The sequence below is a fragment of the Streptomyces sp. CB02923 genome (genome assembly GCF_001905005.1).
In the GTDB taxonomy this organism is placed as follows: domain Bacteria; phylum Actinomycetota; class Actinomycetes; order Streptomycetales; family Streptomycetaceae; genus Streptomyces.
In genome coordinates this window covers 351243-366985 of the sequence record NZ_LWKZ01000024.1, presented here as the reverse complement: position 1 = coordinate 366985, position 15743 = coordinate 351243, and the positions used below count along the sequence as shown (strand labels likewise).

Below are 15743 nucleotides of genomic sequence, written 5' to 3'. Positions count from 1 at the left end.
CACCCCTCATCAGCACCCGGAGAATTCGTGAGCCTCACCTTCCACTGGTTCCTGCCGACCTACGGCGACAGCCGGCACGTCGTCGGCGGCGGACACGGCCTGCCCGCCGGCGCGGCGGGCGGCCAGCGGCCCGCCACCCTCGGCTACCTCACCCAGATCGCCCGCGCCGCCGAACAACTGGGCTTCGAAGGCGCGCTCACCCCCACCGGAGCGTGGTGCGAGGACGCCTGGCTCACCACGGCGATGCTCGCCCGCGAGACCGAGCGCCTGAAGTTCCTGGTGGCCTTCCGGCCCGGCTTCGTCGCGCCCACCCTGGCCGCCCAGATGGCCGCCACCTTCCAGCGGCACGCGCCGGGCCGGCTGCTGCTCAACGTCGTCACCGGAGGCGAGAGCCACGAGCAGCGCGCGTACGGCGACTTCCTCGGCAAGGAAGCGCGGTACGCCCGCACCGGCGAGTTCCTCCGCATCGTGCGGGACCTGTGGCAGGGGCGGACCGTCGACTTCGCCGGGGAGCACCTGCGGGTCGAGCAGGCGCGGCTGGCCCGCGTCCCCGACCCCGTACCGCCGGTCTACTTCGGCGGGTCCTCGGCAGCGGCGGGGGAGGTCGCGGCCCGGTTCAGCGACGTGTATCTGACCTGGGGCGAACCGCCCGGCCAGGTGGCGGAGAAGATCACCTGGATACGGAAGCTGGCCGCCGACGCCGGGCGCACGGTGCGCTTCGGCATCCGGCTGCACGTGATCACGCGGGACACCGCGGACCAGGCATGGGCCGAGGCACGCCGGCTGCTGGACGGCTTCTCTCCGGAGGCGGTGCGGGCCGTACAGGAAGGGCTGGCCCGCAGCGAGTCCGAGGGCCAGCGGCGGATGCTGGCACTGCACGGCGGCAGCACCGACGGGCTGGAGGTCGCGCCGAACCTCTGGGCGGGCATCGGGCTGGTACGCGGCGGCGCGGGCACCGCCCTGGTGGGCAGCCACGCCGAGGTGGCGGAGCGGATCACCGAGTACCAGCGGCTCGGCATCGAGGAATTCGTCCTGTCCGGCCATCCGCACGTCGAAGAGGCGTACTGGTTCGGCGAGGGGGTGCTGCCGCGGCTGGCGGACGCGGGGCTCTGGAGGCATCCGGGGGCGGCGGGCGCGGGGCGGGGGCCCGGTTCGGGGGCCGTCCCGGGGGCAGGTCCGGGGGCGGTGCCGGACGTGCAGGTGCCGTTCGCCGGGAGGGCATGAGGCGGGCGTGCCCGGAGCCGGGGCCGCCCGGAGCCGGGCTCTCCCGGAGCCGGGCCCTCTCGGCACCGCCCTCCCGGCGCCGTCGTCCCGCCGTCCCGCCGCGCTGTCAGTGGGCTGTGACACGCTGTATGCGTGATGCCCGGCGAGGGTGTCCGAGCGTGACGAGCGGCGGGAGCGAGGTGAGTGCGCGATGCGGCGTCCCCGGTGGAGGACGGCGGGCGGTGCCCTGCTGCGGATCACGGCGGTCTGGGTGGTGTCCTCGCTGACGCTGCTGGTGCTCGCCGGCCTGCTGCCCGACTTCCGCCTCCAGTCCGCGAGCGGTGACAGCCTCACCCGCACGTTCCTCACCGCCGCGCTCGGCGCCGGAGCCTTCGGCCTGCTCAGCGCCCTGGTCTGGCCCCTGGTCGTGCGGGCCCTGCTGCTGGTGCCCGCCCTCGTCCTGGGACTGCTGGTCTTCTTCCTGAACGGTTCGCTGCTGCTGGTCGCCCTCGGCCTGATCCCGGAGGGGCGCGGCCAGGCCGCACCCGAGACGGCCGTGATCGTCGCCGCCGTCATGTCCGCGACCTCGTCCGCCACCTCCACCTTCCTCGCGGTGCGCGACGACGAGGCGTACCGCCGCCGTCTGGTGCGGCTGGCCGGCCGCCGGCACGGCCGCCGCCGCGGCGCCCCCGGCGACCCGGGCCCCATAGCGCCCGGCACGGTCTTCCTCCAGCTCGACGGCCTCGGCCACGACCTGCTGCGCGAGGCGACCGGCGGCGACCGGCCCCTGATGGGGACGCTCGCGGGCTGGCTCGGCACCACCCACCGCCTGACCCCGTGGGGGACGGACTGGTCCAGCCAGACCGGCGCCAGCCAGCTCGGCATCCTGCACGGCAGCAACCACGACCTGCCCGCCTTCCGGTGGTACGAGAAGGAGACCGGCCGGCTGATCGTCAGCAACCGGCCCAGCGGCGCGGCCGAGCTCCAGCGGCGTGCCGTGGCCCGCACGGGCGACGGCGGACTGCTCGGCTTCGACGGCGCGAGCCGCGGCAACCTCTTCAGCGGCGGCGCCGACCAGCTCGCCCTGGTGATGTCGGTGGCCGCCCGCCGCGGCCGGCACAACCGCTCCCGCGCGGGCTACTTCGCGTACTTCTCCGACCCGGCCAACGCGACCCGCACCGCCGTGTCCTTCGTCGCCGAGATCTTCCGCGAGACGGGCCAGTCCCTGCGGTCGCGGTTCCGCCGGGAGACCCCGCGCGTCAAGCGCGGCGGCCTCTATCCGTTCATCCGGGCCTTCGCGACCGTCGTCGAGCGCGATGTCGTGGTCGCCGCCGTCATCGGCGACCTGCTCGCCGGCCGCACCGCCGTCTACGCCGACCTGGTCGCCTACGACGAGGTGGCGCACCACTCCGGCCCCCGGCACCGCGACACCCGCCAGGTGCTGCGCCGCCTGGACCGCGCCGTCGGGCTGATCGCCGACGCCGCGCAGTACGCCCCCCGCCGCTACCGCCTCGTCCTGCTCTCCGACCACGGCCAGAGCCCCGGCGCGACCTTCCTGGACACCTACGGGCTCGGGCTGGAGGACCTGGTGCGGGCCGGCTGCGGCCTGCCGGTGTCCCGGCGCGCCGGGCGGACCGCGAGCGGGGCCGAGGCGCGCGAGGCGGCCCGCGCCGCGCTGCACCGCCCGGAGGCGGCGGACGGCTGCGGCCCGTCCGACCCCGTCGTGCTGGCCTCGGGGAACCTGGGCCTGGTGTCCTTCCCCGACCTGCCCGGACGGGTCACCCGCGAGGAGATCGAGCGCCGCCACCCGGCGCTGCTGGCCACCCTCGCCAACCATCCCGGCGTCGGCTTCCTCCTCGTGCGCTCCGCCGTGCACGGGGCCGTGGTGCTGGGGCCCGGCGGCGCCGAGCACCACCTCGGCACCGGCCGGATCGTGGGCCGCGACCCCCTGGCCGGGTTCGGCGCGGGCGCGGCGGACGCCGTACGGCGCACGGACGGCTTCCCGCACGTCGCGGACATCATGGTCAATTCCTCCTGCGACCCGGCGACGGGCGCGGTGCACGCCTTCGAGGAGCAGATCGGCTCGCACGGCGGGCTGGGCGGCGAGCAGAGCCGGCCCTTTCTGCTGTGGCCCGCCGAGCTGTCCCCGCCCACCGCCGACGGAGCGCAGCCGACCGGTGCGGAGCAGATCCACGCCATCCTGCGGCGCTGGCTGCGCGAGGTGGACGGGCCGCAGATACCCCGTGGGGGCCCGGCGGACGAACTACGGCCAGGAGGGCCCGCGCCCGAAGTATTTTCACCGGCCGACGGTGCCGTGCGGGACAATACCCGCTGATTTTGTGCAACGTTGCAGGTCGAAGACCATGAGCAGTCGCCCGGCAACTCCGGGCCCGCACAGCACGACGAGAGGCCCACCAAAGCCATGCACGACCGGCACACCCGCCGCTTCGGTCTAGGGACCGCCATCTGTCTGGTGATGGGCAACATCATCGGCGGCGGCATCTTTCTCCTGCCGGCCTCGGTAGCCCCCTTCGGCACCGTGAGCCTGGTCGCCTTCGGCGTCCTGACCGTCGGCGCCATCGCGCTGGCCCTGGTCTTCGGGCGGCTGGCCGCACGCCACCCGGACACCGGCGGCCCCTACGTCTACGCCCGCGAGGCGTTCGGCGACTTCGCCGGCTTCCTGTCGGCCTGGTCGTACTGGACCATGACCTGGGTGAGCAACGCGGCCCTCGCGGTCGCCGCCGTCGGCTATGTCCACGTGCTCTTCCCCGGGCACGACTCCAAGGGCATGGACCTGCTGGTGGCGCTGGTCGCGCTCTGGCTCCCGGCGCTCTCCAACTTCGCCGGTACCCGCTACGTCGGCGCGGTCCAGCTGGTCTCCACCGTCCTGAAGTTCGTCCCGCTGCTGTTCATCGCGGTCGTCGGGCTGTTCTTCTTCGACCCGGACAAGCTGGGCTCGTTCAACGAGGGCGGCGGCAGCGCGATCGGCGGCATGTCGGCCGCCGCGGCCATCCTGCTCTACAGCTACGTGGGCGTGGAGTCCGCGGCGATGAGCGCGGGCGAGGTGCGCGACCCCGAGCGCAACGTGGGCCGCGCCACCGTCCTCGGCACGATCGGCGCCGCCGTCGTCTACCTGCTCGGCACGGTCTCGGTCTTCGGCACGGTCGCGCACGACAAGCTGGTGGACTCCAAGGCGCCGTTCTCCGACGCGGTGAACGCCATGTTCGGCGGGCAGTGGGGCGGCACGGTCATCGCGGTCGCGGCGGTCGTCTCGATCGTCGGCGCGCTGAACGGCTGGACGCTGATGAGCGCCCAGTCGCCGTACGCCGCCGCCAAGGACGGGCTGTTCCCGGCCGCCTTCCTGAAGAAGCAGCGCGGGGTGCCGACCTTCGGCGTACTGGCCGCCTCGGTGCTGGCCACGGCCCTGACCGTGATCAACTACCTGATCGGGGCGGGCGGCGTCTTCGAGATCCTCGTACTGATCACGACGTTCTCGGCGACCGTGCCCTACCTGCTCGCCGCCGGCGCCCAGATCTACTTCCTGCTGACCGGCGAGCGCGACAAGGTCCGCCCGGCCCGCTTCGCGCGGGACCTGGTGCTCGCGCTGGTCGCGTTCGGCTTCACCTTCTGGCTGGTGGCCGGTGCCGGATACGCGGCGATCTACCAGGGCGTGCTGTTCCTGTTCGCCGGCATCCTCGTCTACGCCTGGATGTCGGCCCGCCGCACGAGCCGCCGGCGCGCGGAGGAAGCGGCAGCCGGCCGGCCCGCCGACGAGGCGGTCGCGGCCGGAGAGCCGGGACAGCCCGGACGGTGACGCCGGGGCGGCCCGGACGGTGATGCCGGGGCAGCGTGGGCGGTGACGCCGTGACAGCCCGGCAGGTGACCCCGCGGCGGCGTCAGGGGCGCCTCGTCAGGCCTCTCCGCCCGTACGCCGCCCGCGCAGCGGCTCGCCCACCCGGTGGAGGTGGCGCAGCGCCTCACCGTACGAGGCGAGCAGGCCCGTCTCGTGGTACGGGACCCCGATCTCGGCGCAGTAGGCACGCACGATCACCTGGGCGCGGCGCAGGTGCGGCGTCGGCATGTTCGGGAAGAGGTGGTGCTCGATCTGGTAGTTCAGGCCGCCGAGGGCGATGTCGGTGAGCCGTCCGCCGCGGACGTTGCGCGAGGTCAGCACCTGGCGCCGCAGGAAGTCCGGCCGGTCGCCGCCGGTCAGCGTCGGCATGCCCTTGTGGTTCGGCGCGAAGGTGCAGCCCAGATAGACACCGAAGGCCGCCTGGTGGACGAAGAGGAAGGCGAGCGCCTTGCCGGGGGACAGGACGAGGAACAGCGCCCCGAGATAGACCACGATGTGCGTCAGCAGCAGGGCCGCCTCCACGCCCCGGTTCTTCATGGCCGGTGACCACAGGGCCCGCACGCCCGACACATGCAGGTTGAAGCCCTCCAGCGTGAGCAGCGGGAAGAACAGCCGGGCCTGATGACGGCCCATGAAGCGGGGCAGGCCGCGCGCCGCGCGCGCCTGGTCCTGCGACCACACGAGGATGTCCGGCGCCACATCCGGGTCCAGCTCCTCGTGGTTGGGGTTGGCGTGGTGGCGGGTGTGCTTGTTCATCCACCATCCGTACGACATCCCCACGGCGAGGTTGCCGTACAGGAGCCCGCCGATCCCGCTGGGGCGCCGGGTACGGAACACCTGCATGTGGGCCACGTCGTGGGTGACCAGCGCGACCTGCCCGAAGACGAGGGCCAGGAAGACGGCGGTGCCCAGCTGCCACCAGGTGTCGCCGAGCGCGCCGAACGCCGCCCAGCCCCCGGCGTACGCGGCCGTCACGAGGGACAGCCGGGCCGCGTAGTAACCGGGCCGCCGCCTCAGCAGCCCCGCGTCGGCCACCCGGCGGGAGAGCCGGGCGAAGTCACTGCCTCCGGCCGCTCCCGGGGCTGCCGGGACGGGCGCGGGTTCGATGCTTGTCGTCATGCGGTCGAGTCTTCTGATCGCGGAAGGGGCACGACAGCCTGCTCTCCCCCCGGTGCGACGGGGGCCAGCCGGTGTGCCGCAGGGGGGCTGGCCACACCGTGCCCCGCGCGGCGGCTGATCAGCGGTCCAGCGCCTCCGCCACGTACTGGTCCAATTCCTCGCGCAGCAGCGTGCACTCCCGTACCGGGTCGTCGGTCGGGCAGGTCAGCAGGTGCGCGAGCCGGTGCCGCGCGGCCTGGAGGTCCGCCACGCGCTCCTCGATGAGTGCGATGGCACCGGTCAGCACGGCGCGCCCCGGCGGCTGCCGCCGGCCGTCCGGGCCGCGTTCGCCGAGCGCGGCGGCGGTGTCCGCGAGGCTCATCATGCCGCCGTGGTGCAGGTGCTGGATCAGCGCGAGGCGGCGCAGTTCCCGGCGGCCGTAGTGCCGTACGCTGCCGCGGCGCCCGGCGGGCGGCAGCAGGCCCAGCTCGTCGTAGTACCGCAGCGTGGACACCGGCAGGCCGAAGCCGCGGGCCACTTCACTGATCGAACGCAGCTCGTCACCGTCATGGGGCACGGCCCCATCTTGCGCTCAAGTCGGCTTGAGCGTCCAGGCTGGGCCGACCGGGCCCGGCGACGGGCCGGGCCGGGCGAACGAGGACGGTGTGACGTGCGCGTACGGAATGCGATGACGGAGCCAGGGGCGGGCCCCGGCGGCGCGGCGGAGGCAGGGGAGCGCCCGGAGACGGCGGAGCGCCCGGAGACGGGGGAGCGCGCGGCGGCGGAACGGCCGCTGCCCGCAGCCGTTCCGCTGCCCGCGGCCGTTCCGGTGCTCGTGGCCGGTGGCGGACCGGTCGGCCTGACCACGGCGATGTTCCTGGCACAGCGGGGCGTGCCCGCCCTCGTGGTGGACAAGCGGGACCCGTTCGGGGGCCCGCCGCGGGCGATGAGCAGCCTGCGCACGCTGGAACTGCTCCGCACGGCGGGCCTCCGGGACGCCGTCGAGCGGACGGGCTGGTACGGACCCGAGCCGTTCCAGGCCGTGTTCAAGGACACCGCGCTGGGCGGCGAACGGCAGCACGTGGCGCCTCCCGCGCGGTACGTACGGTGGCTGGAGAACTGCAGCCCGGTCGACAGCCGGCTGATGCTCAACCACCTCCAGGTGCAGCGGCTGGCGTACGGCGAACTGCTGCGGTGCGGCGGTGACATGCGGTCCGGCGTTGCCCTGACCGGCCTCGAACAGGGCGCGGACGGCGTACGGGTGCGGCTCGCCGACGCCGGGACCGGCGAGGAGTACGGCATCACCGCCGACTACGTGATCGGCGCCGACGGCGCGCACAGCACCGTACGGCGTCTCCTGGGCATCACCGTGCCCGACCGCGAGGTGGTCGCCCGGCTGCACACCGCCTTCTACCGCGCCGACATCCCGGCCGGAACGGCAGGCCTGCACGAAACCCTGTGCTTCGTACGGAACGCGGACGTCTTCGCGACCGTCATCTCCGCGAACGGCCGTGACCAGTGGGTCTCCCACCTCATGGACTACCCGGGCCGCCCGGACGACACGGACGGCATCGCGCCGCTCCCGGCGGACCGCGCCCTGGCCCTCCTGCGGGCCGCCATCGGCGACCCCGCCCTGCCCGTCGACCTGGTCGCGGTGAACGCCTGGGAGGCGGCCGTGGGCGCGGCGTCGGCCTTCCGGAGCGGCCGGGTCTTCCTCGCCGGCGACTCCGCGCACGTACAGAGTTCGGCGGGCGGACTCGGGATGAACACCGGTGTCCAGGACGGCCACAACCTCGCCTGGAAACTCGCCGCCGTCCTGCGCGGACAGGCCACGCAGCGGCTGCTGGACACGTACGAGCCGGAGCGCCGCGCCGCGGTACGGGCCTCCCTCGCGCTCTCCCGCACCATGCACCAGGGCTACCGGTCCCTCGGCGACGGAGACCCGAACGAGCTGTACGAACTGGCGATACGGGAATACATCCACGCGATGATGCGCTACGCGTACCCCGCGGGCGCCGTCATCCCGCCCGGAGACACCTCAGCGCCGGTCGTCCCGGGCGACCCCGGCGACCTCTCAGCGCCGGACATCCATGGCGACCCGGGTGACCCGGGCGGCCAGGGTGACCCGTCCCGCACCGGACCCGCCGCCCCCGACGTCCTCTCCGACCGCGTACACCCGGGCCACCGGCTGCCCCACCACCTCCTGGAGACCCCCGGGAACGGCCGGACCTCCACCCTCGACCTCGCCGGCGCCGACTGGACGCTGTTCGCCGGACCGCTGGGCACCCCCTGGCTGTCCGCCGCCACGGAGGCGGCCGCCGCCCTCGGCATCGTCCTCGACGCGCACCGCGTCCCCGACGGCGCTCTCCCCGGCCTCGCGCCCGACGGAGCCGTACTCGTCCGCCCCGACCACTTCGTGGCCTGGCGCGCGGACCGCCTCGCCGCCGACCCGGTCACCGCCGTCCAGCGGACACTGGCGGCACTGCTCGGCCAAACAGACAAGCCGGACGCCCACGGCGCCTGACGGACGCGCTGCCTGCCCCGGCACCTGACGGACACTGCCCCTGCCCCTGACGGACACTGCCCCTGCCCCTGACGGACACTGCCCCTGCCCCTGCGCCTGCTGAACGCCCGGCCAGGGCAACTCACCACCAGGCCCGGCCCATTACCTGTCACGTAATCGACCCGTTCGCCGCGTCCCGGCATCTTTGAGGCATCGGTTCGCGGGACGGCGCACTCCGGCCCGCGAACCGGTCCGCAAGGGGGCCGCGGCGCACCGCGGACCCGTAAACGTGACGAGACAGCAGGAGACCGGCCATGACTCAGACAGACCCCCGGACCACCGGCGCGGAGCGCTACGAGGGCGCGGTAGCGCGGTACTTCACGGCGTGGAACGCGGCCGCCTCGGACCGTGACGGTGCGGCCGCTGCCCTCACCGCGGCCTTCACCGAGGACGCCACCTACACCGACCCGCTCGCCGACACCACGGGGCACAGCCGGCTCGCCGCCGTCATCGCCGGAGCCCACGCGCAGTTCCCCGGCTTCGTGTTCCGGCTGCTGGGCGACCCGGACGGGCACCACGACCTCGTCCGGTTCAGCTGGGAGCTGGTGGCGCCGGACGGTTCGGCCCCGGTCGCCGGGACCGATGTCGCCACCCTCGCCGAGGATGGCCGGATCCGTTCCGTCTCCGGGTTCCTGGACCGCGTACCCAGTGTGTGAGCAGATGCAGATACGGGGGTCGGCCGCCCGGACGCGGTCCTACGGCAGCCACCCCCGCAAGTGTTCGGCCGTCTCCGGGTCCGCCGGGAGAAAGGTTTCCAGGGCGAGTTCGGAGACGGTCACGTCCGTCGGGGTGTTGAAGGTGGCGATCGTGGAGATGAAGGACAGCAACCGCCCGTCGTGTTCGATGACCATCGGCAGCGCGTACGGCGCGTGTCCGCCGCCCGCGGCCGTCTCCCGTCCGCCTTCGGGCAGCGGATAGCCGCTGACCTCCTCGTGGAGCGCGCGCAGCGGCGCGGAGCGCATGACCGCCAACTGCCGCTGCATCTGCGTGAGCAGGTGCTCCCGCCACTCCAGGAAGTTGCGGATACGGGGAGCGAGCCCGTCCGGGTGCAGGGTGATGCGCATGGCGTTCAGCGGAGGTTCCAGCAGCGCTTCGCTGACGCCCGCCATCAGCGCCGTGATGCCCCGGTTCGCGGCGACGACGTGGTACGTGGCGTCGACGACCAGGGCGGGGAACGGCTCGTAACCCGTCAGCAGCCGTTCCAGGCCGGTCCGCAGCGCGTCCATCGACGGGTCGTCCAAAGGGGTCTCGGGAAAGCCGGGCGCGTAACCCGCCGCGATCAGCAGCGCGTTGCGCTCCCGTACGGGGACGTCGAGGTGTTCGGCCAGCCGCAGCACCATCTCCTGGCTGGGCCGGGCGCGGCCGGTCTCGATGAAGCTGATGTGCCGGGCGGAGGAGTCGGCCCGCAGCGCCAGCCCGAGCTGGCTGACGCGGCGCCGCACCCGCCACTCGCGCAGCAGCGCCCCGACCCCGGCCGTGTCGGACGCCGTCTTCGAGGAGACCGCAGCAGTCGTCATGGCCGAACGGTAACCGATTCTGTACGTCTGTACGGGCGGGGCACGGGCCCCCGACTCTACGAGCCCCGAGCCGCCGAGCCCCGGCCCCGGGACACCCCCGGCCCCGCCGGAAAAAATCCCGAGAAAAATCCGGCGTCCTGTCGATCCGGCGGTCTCCCGTTCGACGCAGGGGTGAGAGGCGGGGACAGACCCCGCCCGTACGACCGAGGAGTCACCGTGCCGCGCTTCCTGACGCTGATCCGCATCGACGAGAAGAACGCCCCCGCCGAGGGCCCGAGCCCCGAACTCATGGAGCGTATGGGCGCGCTGCACGAGGAGATCACCAAGGCCGGGGTCATGCTGGACACCGCCGGGCTCGCCCCGACCTCCCAGGGCACCCGGGTCACCTGGTCCGGTGGCAAGCTCACCTCCACCGACGGGCCGTTCACCGAGACCAAGGAGGTCATCGGCGGCTACTCGCTGATCCAGGCCAAGGACAAGGCCGAGGCGCTGGAGTGGGCCAGCCGGTTCCTGCGCACCCACGAGGACTACTGGACGATCACCGCCGAGGTCCGCGAGGTCGTCGAGGGCTGACGGGCGGCCCGGCCCGGCCGCGCTTGCCGCCCTCCGGAACGGCTGGTCTGATGTGGCCGTGACGGCAGTGAGCGTGACCGCGACGGTCGAGACGGTGTTCAGGATCGAGTCCGCGCGGATCATCGCCGGTGTCACCCGCGTCGTGCGGGACGTGGGCATCGCCGAGGAACTCGCGCAGGACGCCCTGGTCGCCGCGTTGGAACAGTGGCCGGAGTCGGGTGTCCCGGACCGTCCGGGCGCCTGGCTCATGGTCACCGCCAAGCGCCGTGCGATCGATCTCGTCCGCCGCAAGGAGACGTACGCGCGCAAGCTGGCCGAGGTCGGGCGGGCTCTGGAGGACGTACCGCCACCGGAGCCGGCGGACGCCGAGGACATCGACGACGACCTGCTGCGACTGATCTTCACCGCCTGCCATCCCGTGCTGCCCGCCCCGGCCCGCGTCGCGCTCACCCTGCGGCTGCTGGGCGGGCTGACGACATCGGAGATCGCCCGTGCCTTTCTCGTCGCGGAGTCCACGGTGGCGCAGCGCGTGGTGCGCGCCAAACGGACGCTCGCCGAGGCCCGGGTGCCCTTCGAAGTCCCGTACGGCACCGAACGTTCGGCCCGGCTCTCCTCCGTCCTGGAAGTCATCTACCTCGTCTTCAACGAGGGATATTCCGCCACGGCCGGCGACGACCTGGTGCGCCCGGCTCTGTGCGAGGACGCGCTGCGCCTCGCCCGCGTCCTGGCCGGCCTGATGCCGGACGAACCAGAAGTGCACGGGCTGGCGGCGCTGCTGGAGTTCCAGGCGTCGCGCATCCCCGCCCGTACGGGGCCCGACGGCGAGCCGGTGCTGCTTCCCGGCCAGAACCGCGCCAAGTGGAACCGTATGCTCGTGCGCCGCGGCGTCGACGCCCTGCACCGCGCCGGGCACGGCCCGTACTCGCTGCAGGCCGCCATCGCCGCGCACCACGCGGTGGCCCCTCGCTACGAGGACACGGACTGGGCCGCCATCGCCACCCTCTACGACCGGCTGCTGGCGCAGTCCCCCTCCCCGGTGGTGGAACTGAACCGGGCGGTCGCCGTCTCGATGGCCGAAGGTCCCGCCGCCGCCCTGAAGCTGGTGGACGCCCTGGCGGCCGACCCCGCGCTGAAGGGCTACCACTTGCTTCCGAGCGTCCGGGGCGATCTGCTGGAGCGCCTGGGGCGGGCGGCCGAGGCGCGCGGGGAGTTCGAGCGGGCGGCGGGCCTGGCCCTTAACGCGCGGGAGAAGACGCTTCTCCTGGCCAGGGCGGCCCGCGTGGTCCCCGGGCCGCCCTGACGAGGTGCCGCCTCCCTCCCCGGCGCCCCGGGCGTCAGCCCAGATCGAAGACGTTGCGCAGCCCGAACCGGTGCCGCGTCTCGTCGTGGCGCCTGAGCGCCGCGAACTCCGGCGCGCGGTACAGCGGAATGACCGCGCACCGCTCGGCGGCCGAACCCGACGCGTCCAACAGCGCGTTCACGGCCTGGCGCGCGGACGCGTTGGCGCCCTCCATCGTCGCCAGGTCGATGTCGACGGCCACGTAGTCACCGGCCAGGAACAGATTGGGGATCGCCGTACGGGAGGAGGGCCGGTTCAGCCAGGAGCCGGTGGGGTGGATCAGCAACTGCTCGTCGTTGGCGGGGTGCGGCGTGCCGAGCCCGGACACGGCCGGGTCCAGGAACCAGGAGTGCAGCGTCGCGTCGCGCAGCACGGCCGCCCCGGTGTCGTTGAGCCCGGCCTTCATCTGCGCCCACACCTCCCGCGCGACCTCCTCGCGCGTGCACTGCTTGGCCGTCTTCCCGTACAGGATGCCCGGCTGGTCCCACTCCGAGATGTCCACCGACAGGCAGTCGGCGGCCGTCCCGTCCCCGTAGTCGGCCGGGAAGTCGCGGCCCTTCCAGTACTGCGCCTGGCCGACCGCGGTCAGCGACCACGGCGAGTCGATGTGGTTGACGTGTCCGTGGATGACCGGCGTCGGTTCGGTCAGATAGAACTGGATGCCCGTCATCCAGTCCGTCGCCAGCTTGTCGCAGCGCGCCAGTTGCGGGTCGGCGGCCCGTACCGCGGCGTTCCAGGTGGCACGGGCGTGCTCGACCGGCATCGCCTGTATGAAGTGGTCGGCGGTGACCGACTGCCGCGCGCCCTGCGGGTCGGTGACGACCGCCTCAGCGATCCGGCCGCCCGCGAGCCGCAGGTCCCGTACGGCCCAGCCGACCTCGAACCGCACCCCGAGCGACCGCAGATACGCCACCCACGGGTTGATCCACGCCTCGTTGGTGGGCAGATTCAGCACCCGGTCCGGCTGCCCGTCCGCGCCCCGCCCCAGCAGGTTGAAGACGAACGCCTCCGCGCAGGTCGCCACGGTACGGGTGGAGGCGATCTCCGCCTTGGTCGCGACGATGTTGCGGGTCAGGCCGATGGCCAGCAGGCGCTGGTAGTCGGCGGACATCGACGCGGCCCGCAGGAAGCGCCACCACGGCGTGTGCTCCCAGACGTCCAGCCGGCGCCGGTCGCAGCTGGTGAGGAAGACCAGCAGCCGGTTGGCGAAGTACGCCACCTCGTGGACGGGGAGGCGGGTCGCGGTGTCCAGCAGCCCCGTCACCATGCGCAGGAACGCGTCGGGGGTGAGGACCGGCGGGGGAGTGCCGAGGGAGGAGAACGGGATACGGATGTCCTCGCGGCCGCCGGTGCGGGCGAACATCACCTCGGTGGAGGCCACCAGGTTGTCGTGGCAGCCGTTGGCGTTGCCGGGGAACGGGATGCGGCGCAGGGTGTCCGGCAGGTTGTGGTAGATGCCCGGGATGAAGCGGAAACCGTGCTCGCCGGGCAGCGGCCTGCGCCCGCCGCGCGCACTGCCCGGCACGTCCATGCTGCGGGCCTTGCCGCCCAGCCCGCCGGGCTTGCGCTCGTACACGGTGACCTGGAAACCGCGCTCGGCCAGCTCGTGCGCGGCGGTCAGTCCGGCCACTCCGCCGCCCAGGACGGCCACGGTCCGGCCCGCGGTACGGCGCCGGGCGGCGGCCGGCGCGGGCGCGGCGGCCGCCGTACCGCCGGCTCCCAGGGCGAGCGCACCGCCCACCGCCGCCACCCCGCCCAGGAACGCCCGCCGGGGCCGTTCGCCACCGGTTCTGTGCGTGTGCTCCGTACGGTCCACGGTGTCCACGGCTACTCCCTACTACCCCCGGTAACGGACGGCGCGTCAGGCGCAGGAGCATAGGAGCGGCCCCCTGACCCCGGAAGCCCGTGGCGTGGCCGTCCGTACATTGGCGGGAAAGCGTCCTCGGCGTGCCACGCTGGAACTGCTGCAATCGACACGGCACGGAACTGTCCGGTGGTACGGGCGGTACGTGCGGCCATGCGCCGTGACGGAGAGGTGGAGCGAGATGGACGCTCAGGTGGACCCGCTGACGGACAAGGAGATCGAGGACCGCCTCGCGGAGTTGCCCGGCTGGTCGGTGACGGACGGCAGGCTGAGCCGCACCTACACGTTCGACCAGCACCTTCCGGCCGCCGCGATGGTGGTCCACGTCGCCCAGATCCAGGAGGAGCTGCACCACCACTCCGAGCTGACCCTCGGCTACAACACCCTCACCGTCGCCGTGCACACCCACAGCGCCGGCAACGCGGTCACCGCCCTCGACTTCACGCTGGCACACCGGGTCGAGGAGATCGCCACCGGCCACGGGGCGCGGTGAGCGGGAGCGCTCAGCTCTTCGTTTTCGCGTCCCCGCCGGACTCGCCGTCCCCGCCGTCCCCGGGGGACTTGCCGTCCCCGCCGTCCCCGGGGGACTTGCCGTTTCCGGGGGACTCGCCGGACTCGCCGGGGTCCGCGTCCTGCTCCGCGGGCGCGTCCGCGTTCTCCATGCGGGTCAGCTCGGCGTTGAACTGGGCGCCGCTCAGCAGGGACAGATGGGAGAACCACAGCCAGATCAGGAAGACGACGGGCCCGGCGAGCGACCCGTAGAGCCGGTTGAACGTGCCCACGTACGAGACGTAGAACGTGAATCCCCCCGAGGCCACCAGCCACAGCAGCACCGCGACCACGCCCCCGGGCACCGCCCGCCGCCCGCGCGTGCGCGACGGACCCGTACGGAAGAGCACCATCACCAGCACGACGGCCAGCAGCAACAGCAGCGGCCACTGCAACAGGTTCCACATCGCCCCGCCCGCCTCGCCGAGCCCCAGACGCCTGCCCGCCGCGCGCGCTATCGGCCCGCTGACCAGCAGGGCGACCGCGCTGCTGATCAGCAGCGCCATCAGCAGCAGTGCCGTGGCCAGGATGCGCGGGGCCTTGCGCCACGGCGGCCGGTCGTCCTTGACGCGGTACATGGCGTGCAGGGCCCGCCGGAACACCGCCAGGTAGCTGCACGAGGACCACAGTGCGCTGACCAGCGCACCCCCCACGAGCAGCCACGCGGCGGTCCGCTGCTGGGCCATGGTGACCAGGGCCCGGCGGACGGTCCCGCCCGACCCGCCCGGGGCGAGCGAGCTGATGTGGTTGATCAGCTCCTCGGTGGACGCGGGGTCGGCCAGGCCGATGAGTGAGATGGTGACGATCACCGAGGGCAGCAGGGCCAGCACCGAGTAGTACGTCAGGCTGGCCGCCCAGTCGGACACGTCGTCGTTCCAGATCGAGACCGGGGTGCGGCGGGCCGCGGCCCGGATCCGGGGCCAGCCGGGCAGCGCGGCGCCGCGTGCGCGCGGCCTGCCGGTGCCGGCCGTGAGCAGCGTTCGGTGCAGCCCGCGGTCCGTACCGCTCCCGCCCATGTGAGTCCGTCCTCTCCTCGTGCCGTGCGCGCCGGGCGCCCGTTCCGTCTGCCCGTTTGCGCAGCGTACAAGCGTCCGCGGCGTGCTCCGTCCGGCGGTGCGCGGTGGTAGGTGTCGGTGGGTGACGGGCCCGGAAAACGCCCGCAGGACCCCCAGAAACCGACAAAT

13 protein-coding genes are annotated in these 15743 nt (G+C 73.5%); 8 read left to right on the top strand and 5 right to left on the bottom strand.

Annotated elements, in window-relative coordinates; translation table 11 throughout:
• Positions 1–27: 27 nt before the first annotated feature.
• From A6A06_RS24885 to A6A06_RS24875, 3 genes are all read left to right on the top strand, one after another.
• A complete protein-coding gene (locus A6A06_RS24885) occupies positions 28–1224 on the top strand; it encodes an LLM class flavin-dependent oxidoreductase (protein WP_073763555.1) in 1197 nt (398 codons plus the stop codon).
• 190 nt (positions 1225–1414) lie between these two features.
• Positions 1415–3538, top strand: coding sequence for a phage holin family protein (locus A6A06_RS24880; protein ID WP_073763554.1), 2124 nt, complete (start codon positions 1415–1417; stop codon positions 3536–3538).
• Positions 3539–3625: 87 nt separating this feature from the next.
• Positions 3626–5017, top strand: a complete 1392-nt coding sequence (locus A6A06_RS24875) for an amino acid permease (protein ID WP_073763553.1) — start codon at positions 3626–3628, stop codon at positions 5015–5017.
• Between the two features lie 96 nt (positions 5018–5113).
• Here A6A06_RS24875 and A6A06_RS24870 read toward each other — a convergent pair whose 3' ends face one another.
• Both A6A06_RS24870 and A6A06_RS24865 read right to left on the bottom strand, forming a co-directional pair.
• Entirely contained in the window at positions 5114–6175 is a 1062-nt protein-coding gene (locus A6A06_RS24870) for a fatty acid desaturase family protein (RefSeq protein WP_073763552.1), read from the bottom strand.
• Between the two features lie 118 nt (positions 6176–6293).
• Positions 6294–6731, bottom strand: coding sequence for a MerR family transcriptional regulator (locus A6A06_RS24865; protein ID WP_199931126.1), 438 nt, complete (start codon positions 6729–6731; stop codon positions 6294–6296).
• Positions 6732–6842: 111 nt separating this feature from the next.
• Here A6A06_RS24865 and A6A06_RS24860 point away from each other — a divergent pair, with 111 nt between their 5' ends.
• A complete protein-coding gene (locus A6A06_RS24860) occupies positions 6843–8678 on the top strand; it encodes an FAD-dependent monooxygenase (protein WP_242440926.1) in 1836 nt (611 codons plus the stop codon).
• A gap of 293 nt (positions 8679–8971) precedes the next feature.
• A complete protein-coding gene (locus A6A06_RS24855) occupies positions 8972–9373 on the top strand; it encodes a nuclear transport factor 2 family protein (protein ID WP_073763551.1) in 402 nt (133 codons plus the stop codon).
• 39 nt (positions 9374–9412) lie between these two features.
• Here A6A06_RS24855 and A6A06_RS24850 read toward each other — a convergent pair whose 3' ends face one another.
• Positions 9413–10234 (bottom strand): helix-turn-helix domain-containing protein, encoded by an 822-nt coding sequence (locus tag A6A06_RS24850; protein ID WP_073763550.1) that lies wholly within the window; start codon positions 10232–10234, stop codon positions 9413–9415.
• A gap of 216 nt (positions 10235–10450) precedes the next feature.
• On the opposite strand from A6A06_RS24850, the gene A6A06_RS24845 reads away from it, so the two are divergent.
• Both A6A06_RS24845 and A6A06_RS24840 read left to right on the top strand, forming a co-directional pair.
• Entirely contained in the window at positions 10451–10807 is a 357-nt protein-coding gene (locus A6A06_RS24845) for a YciI family protein (RefSeq protein ID WP_073763549.1), read from the top strand.
• 52 nt (positions 10808–10859) lie between these two features.
• On the top strand, positions 10860–12107 hold the full coding sequence (locus A6A06_RS24840) for an RNA polymerase sigma factor (protein WP_199931125.1): 1248 nt from the start codon (positions 10860–10862) through the stop codon (positions 12105–12107).
• A 34-nt stretch (positions 12108–12141) separates the two neighbouring features.
• Here the strand turns inward: A6A06_RS24840 and A6A06_RS24835 are convergent, their stop codons facing one another.
• The gene (locus A6A06_RS24835; RefSeq protein WP_443333777.1) at positions 12142–13971 is read right to left on the bottom strand and encodes a hydroxysqualene dehydroxylase; all 1830 of its coding nucleotides are present in this window, start codon (positions 13969–13971) and stop codon (positions 12142–12144) included.
• A gap of 220 nt (positions 13972–14191) precedes the next feature.
• On the opposite strand from A6A06_RS24835, the gene A6A06_RS24830 reads away from it, so the two are divergent.
• Positions 14192–14503: a 4a-hydroxytetrahydrobiopterin dehydratase gene (locus A6A06_RS24830; protein WP_073763547.1), complete on the top strand. Its 312-nt coding sequence runs from the start codon at positions 14192–14194 to the stop codon at positions 14501–14503.
• A gap of 10 nt (positions 14504–14513) precedes the next feature.
• Here A6A06_RS24830 and A6A06_RS24825 read toward each other — a convergent pair whose 3' ends face one another.
• Entirely contained in the window at positions 14514–15575 is a 1062-nt protein-coding gene (locus tag A6A06_RS24825; protein ID WP_079194314.1) for a YihY/virulence factor BrkB family protein, read from the bottom strand.
• Positions 15576–15743 lie beyond the last annotated feature (168 nt).

Bases quoted from the DNA above. Each gene is read 5' to 3' on its own strand.
- A6A06_RS24830 (WP_073763547.1), top strand. From the start codon at position 14,192: ATGGACGCTCAGGTGGACCCGCTGACGGACAAGGAGATCGAGGACCGC.
- A6A06_RS24875 (WP_073763553.1), top strand. From the start codon at position 3,626: ATGCACGACCGGCACACCCGCCGCTTCGGTCTAGGGACCGCCATCTGT.
- A6A06_RS24855 (WP_073763551.1), top strand. From the start codon at position 8,972: ATGACTCAGACAGACCCCCGGACCACCGGCGCGGAGCGCTACGAGGGC.
- A6A06_RS24860 (WP_242440926.1), top strand. From the start codon at position 6,843: ATGACGGAGCCAGGGGCGGGCCCCGGCGGCGCGGCGGAGGCAGGGGAG.
- A6A06_RS24850 (WP_073763550.1), bottom strand. From the start codon at position 10,234: ATGACGACTGCTGCGGTCTCCTCGAAGACGGCGTCCGACACGGCCGGG.
- A6A06_RS24825 (WP_079194314.1), bottom strand. From the start codon at position 15,575: ATGGGCGGGAGCGGTACGGACCGCGGGCTGCACCGAACGCTGCTCACG.
- A6A06_RS24870 (WP_073763552.1), bottom strand. From the start codon at position 6,175: ATGACGACAAGCATCGAACCCGCGCCCGTCCCGGCAGCCCCGGGAGCG.
- A6A06_RS24880 (WP_073763554.1), top strand. From the start codon at position 1,415: ATGCGGCGTCCCCGGTGGAGGACGGCGGGCGGTGCCCTGCTGCGGATC.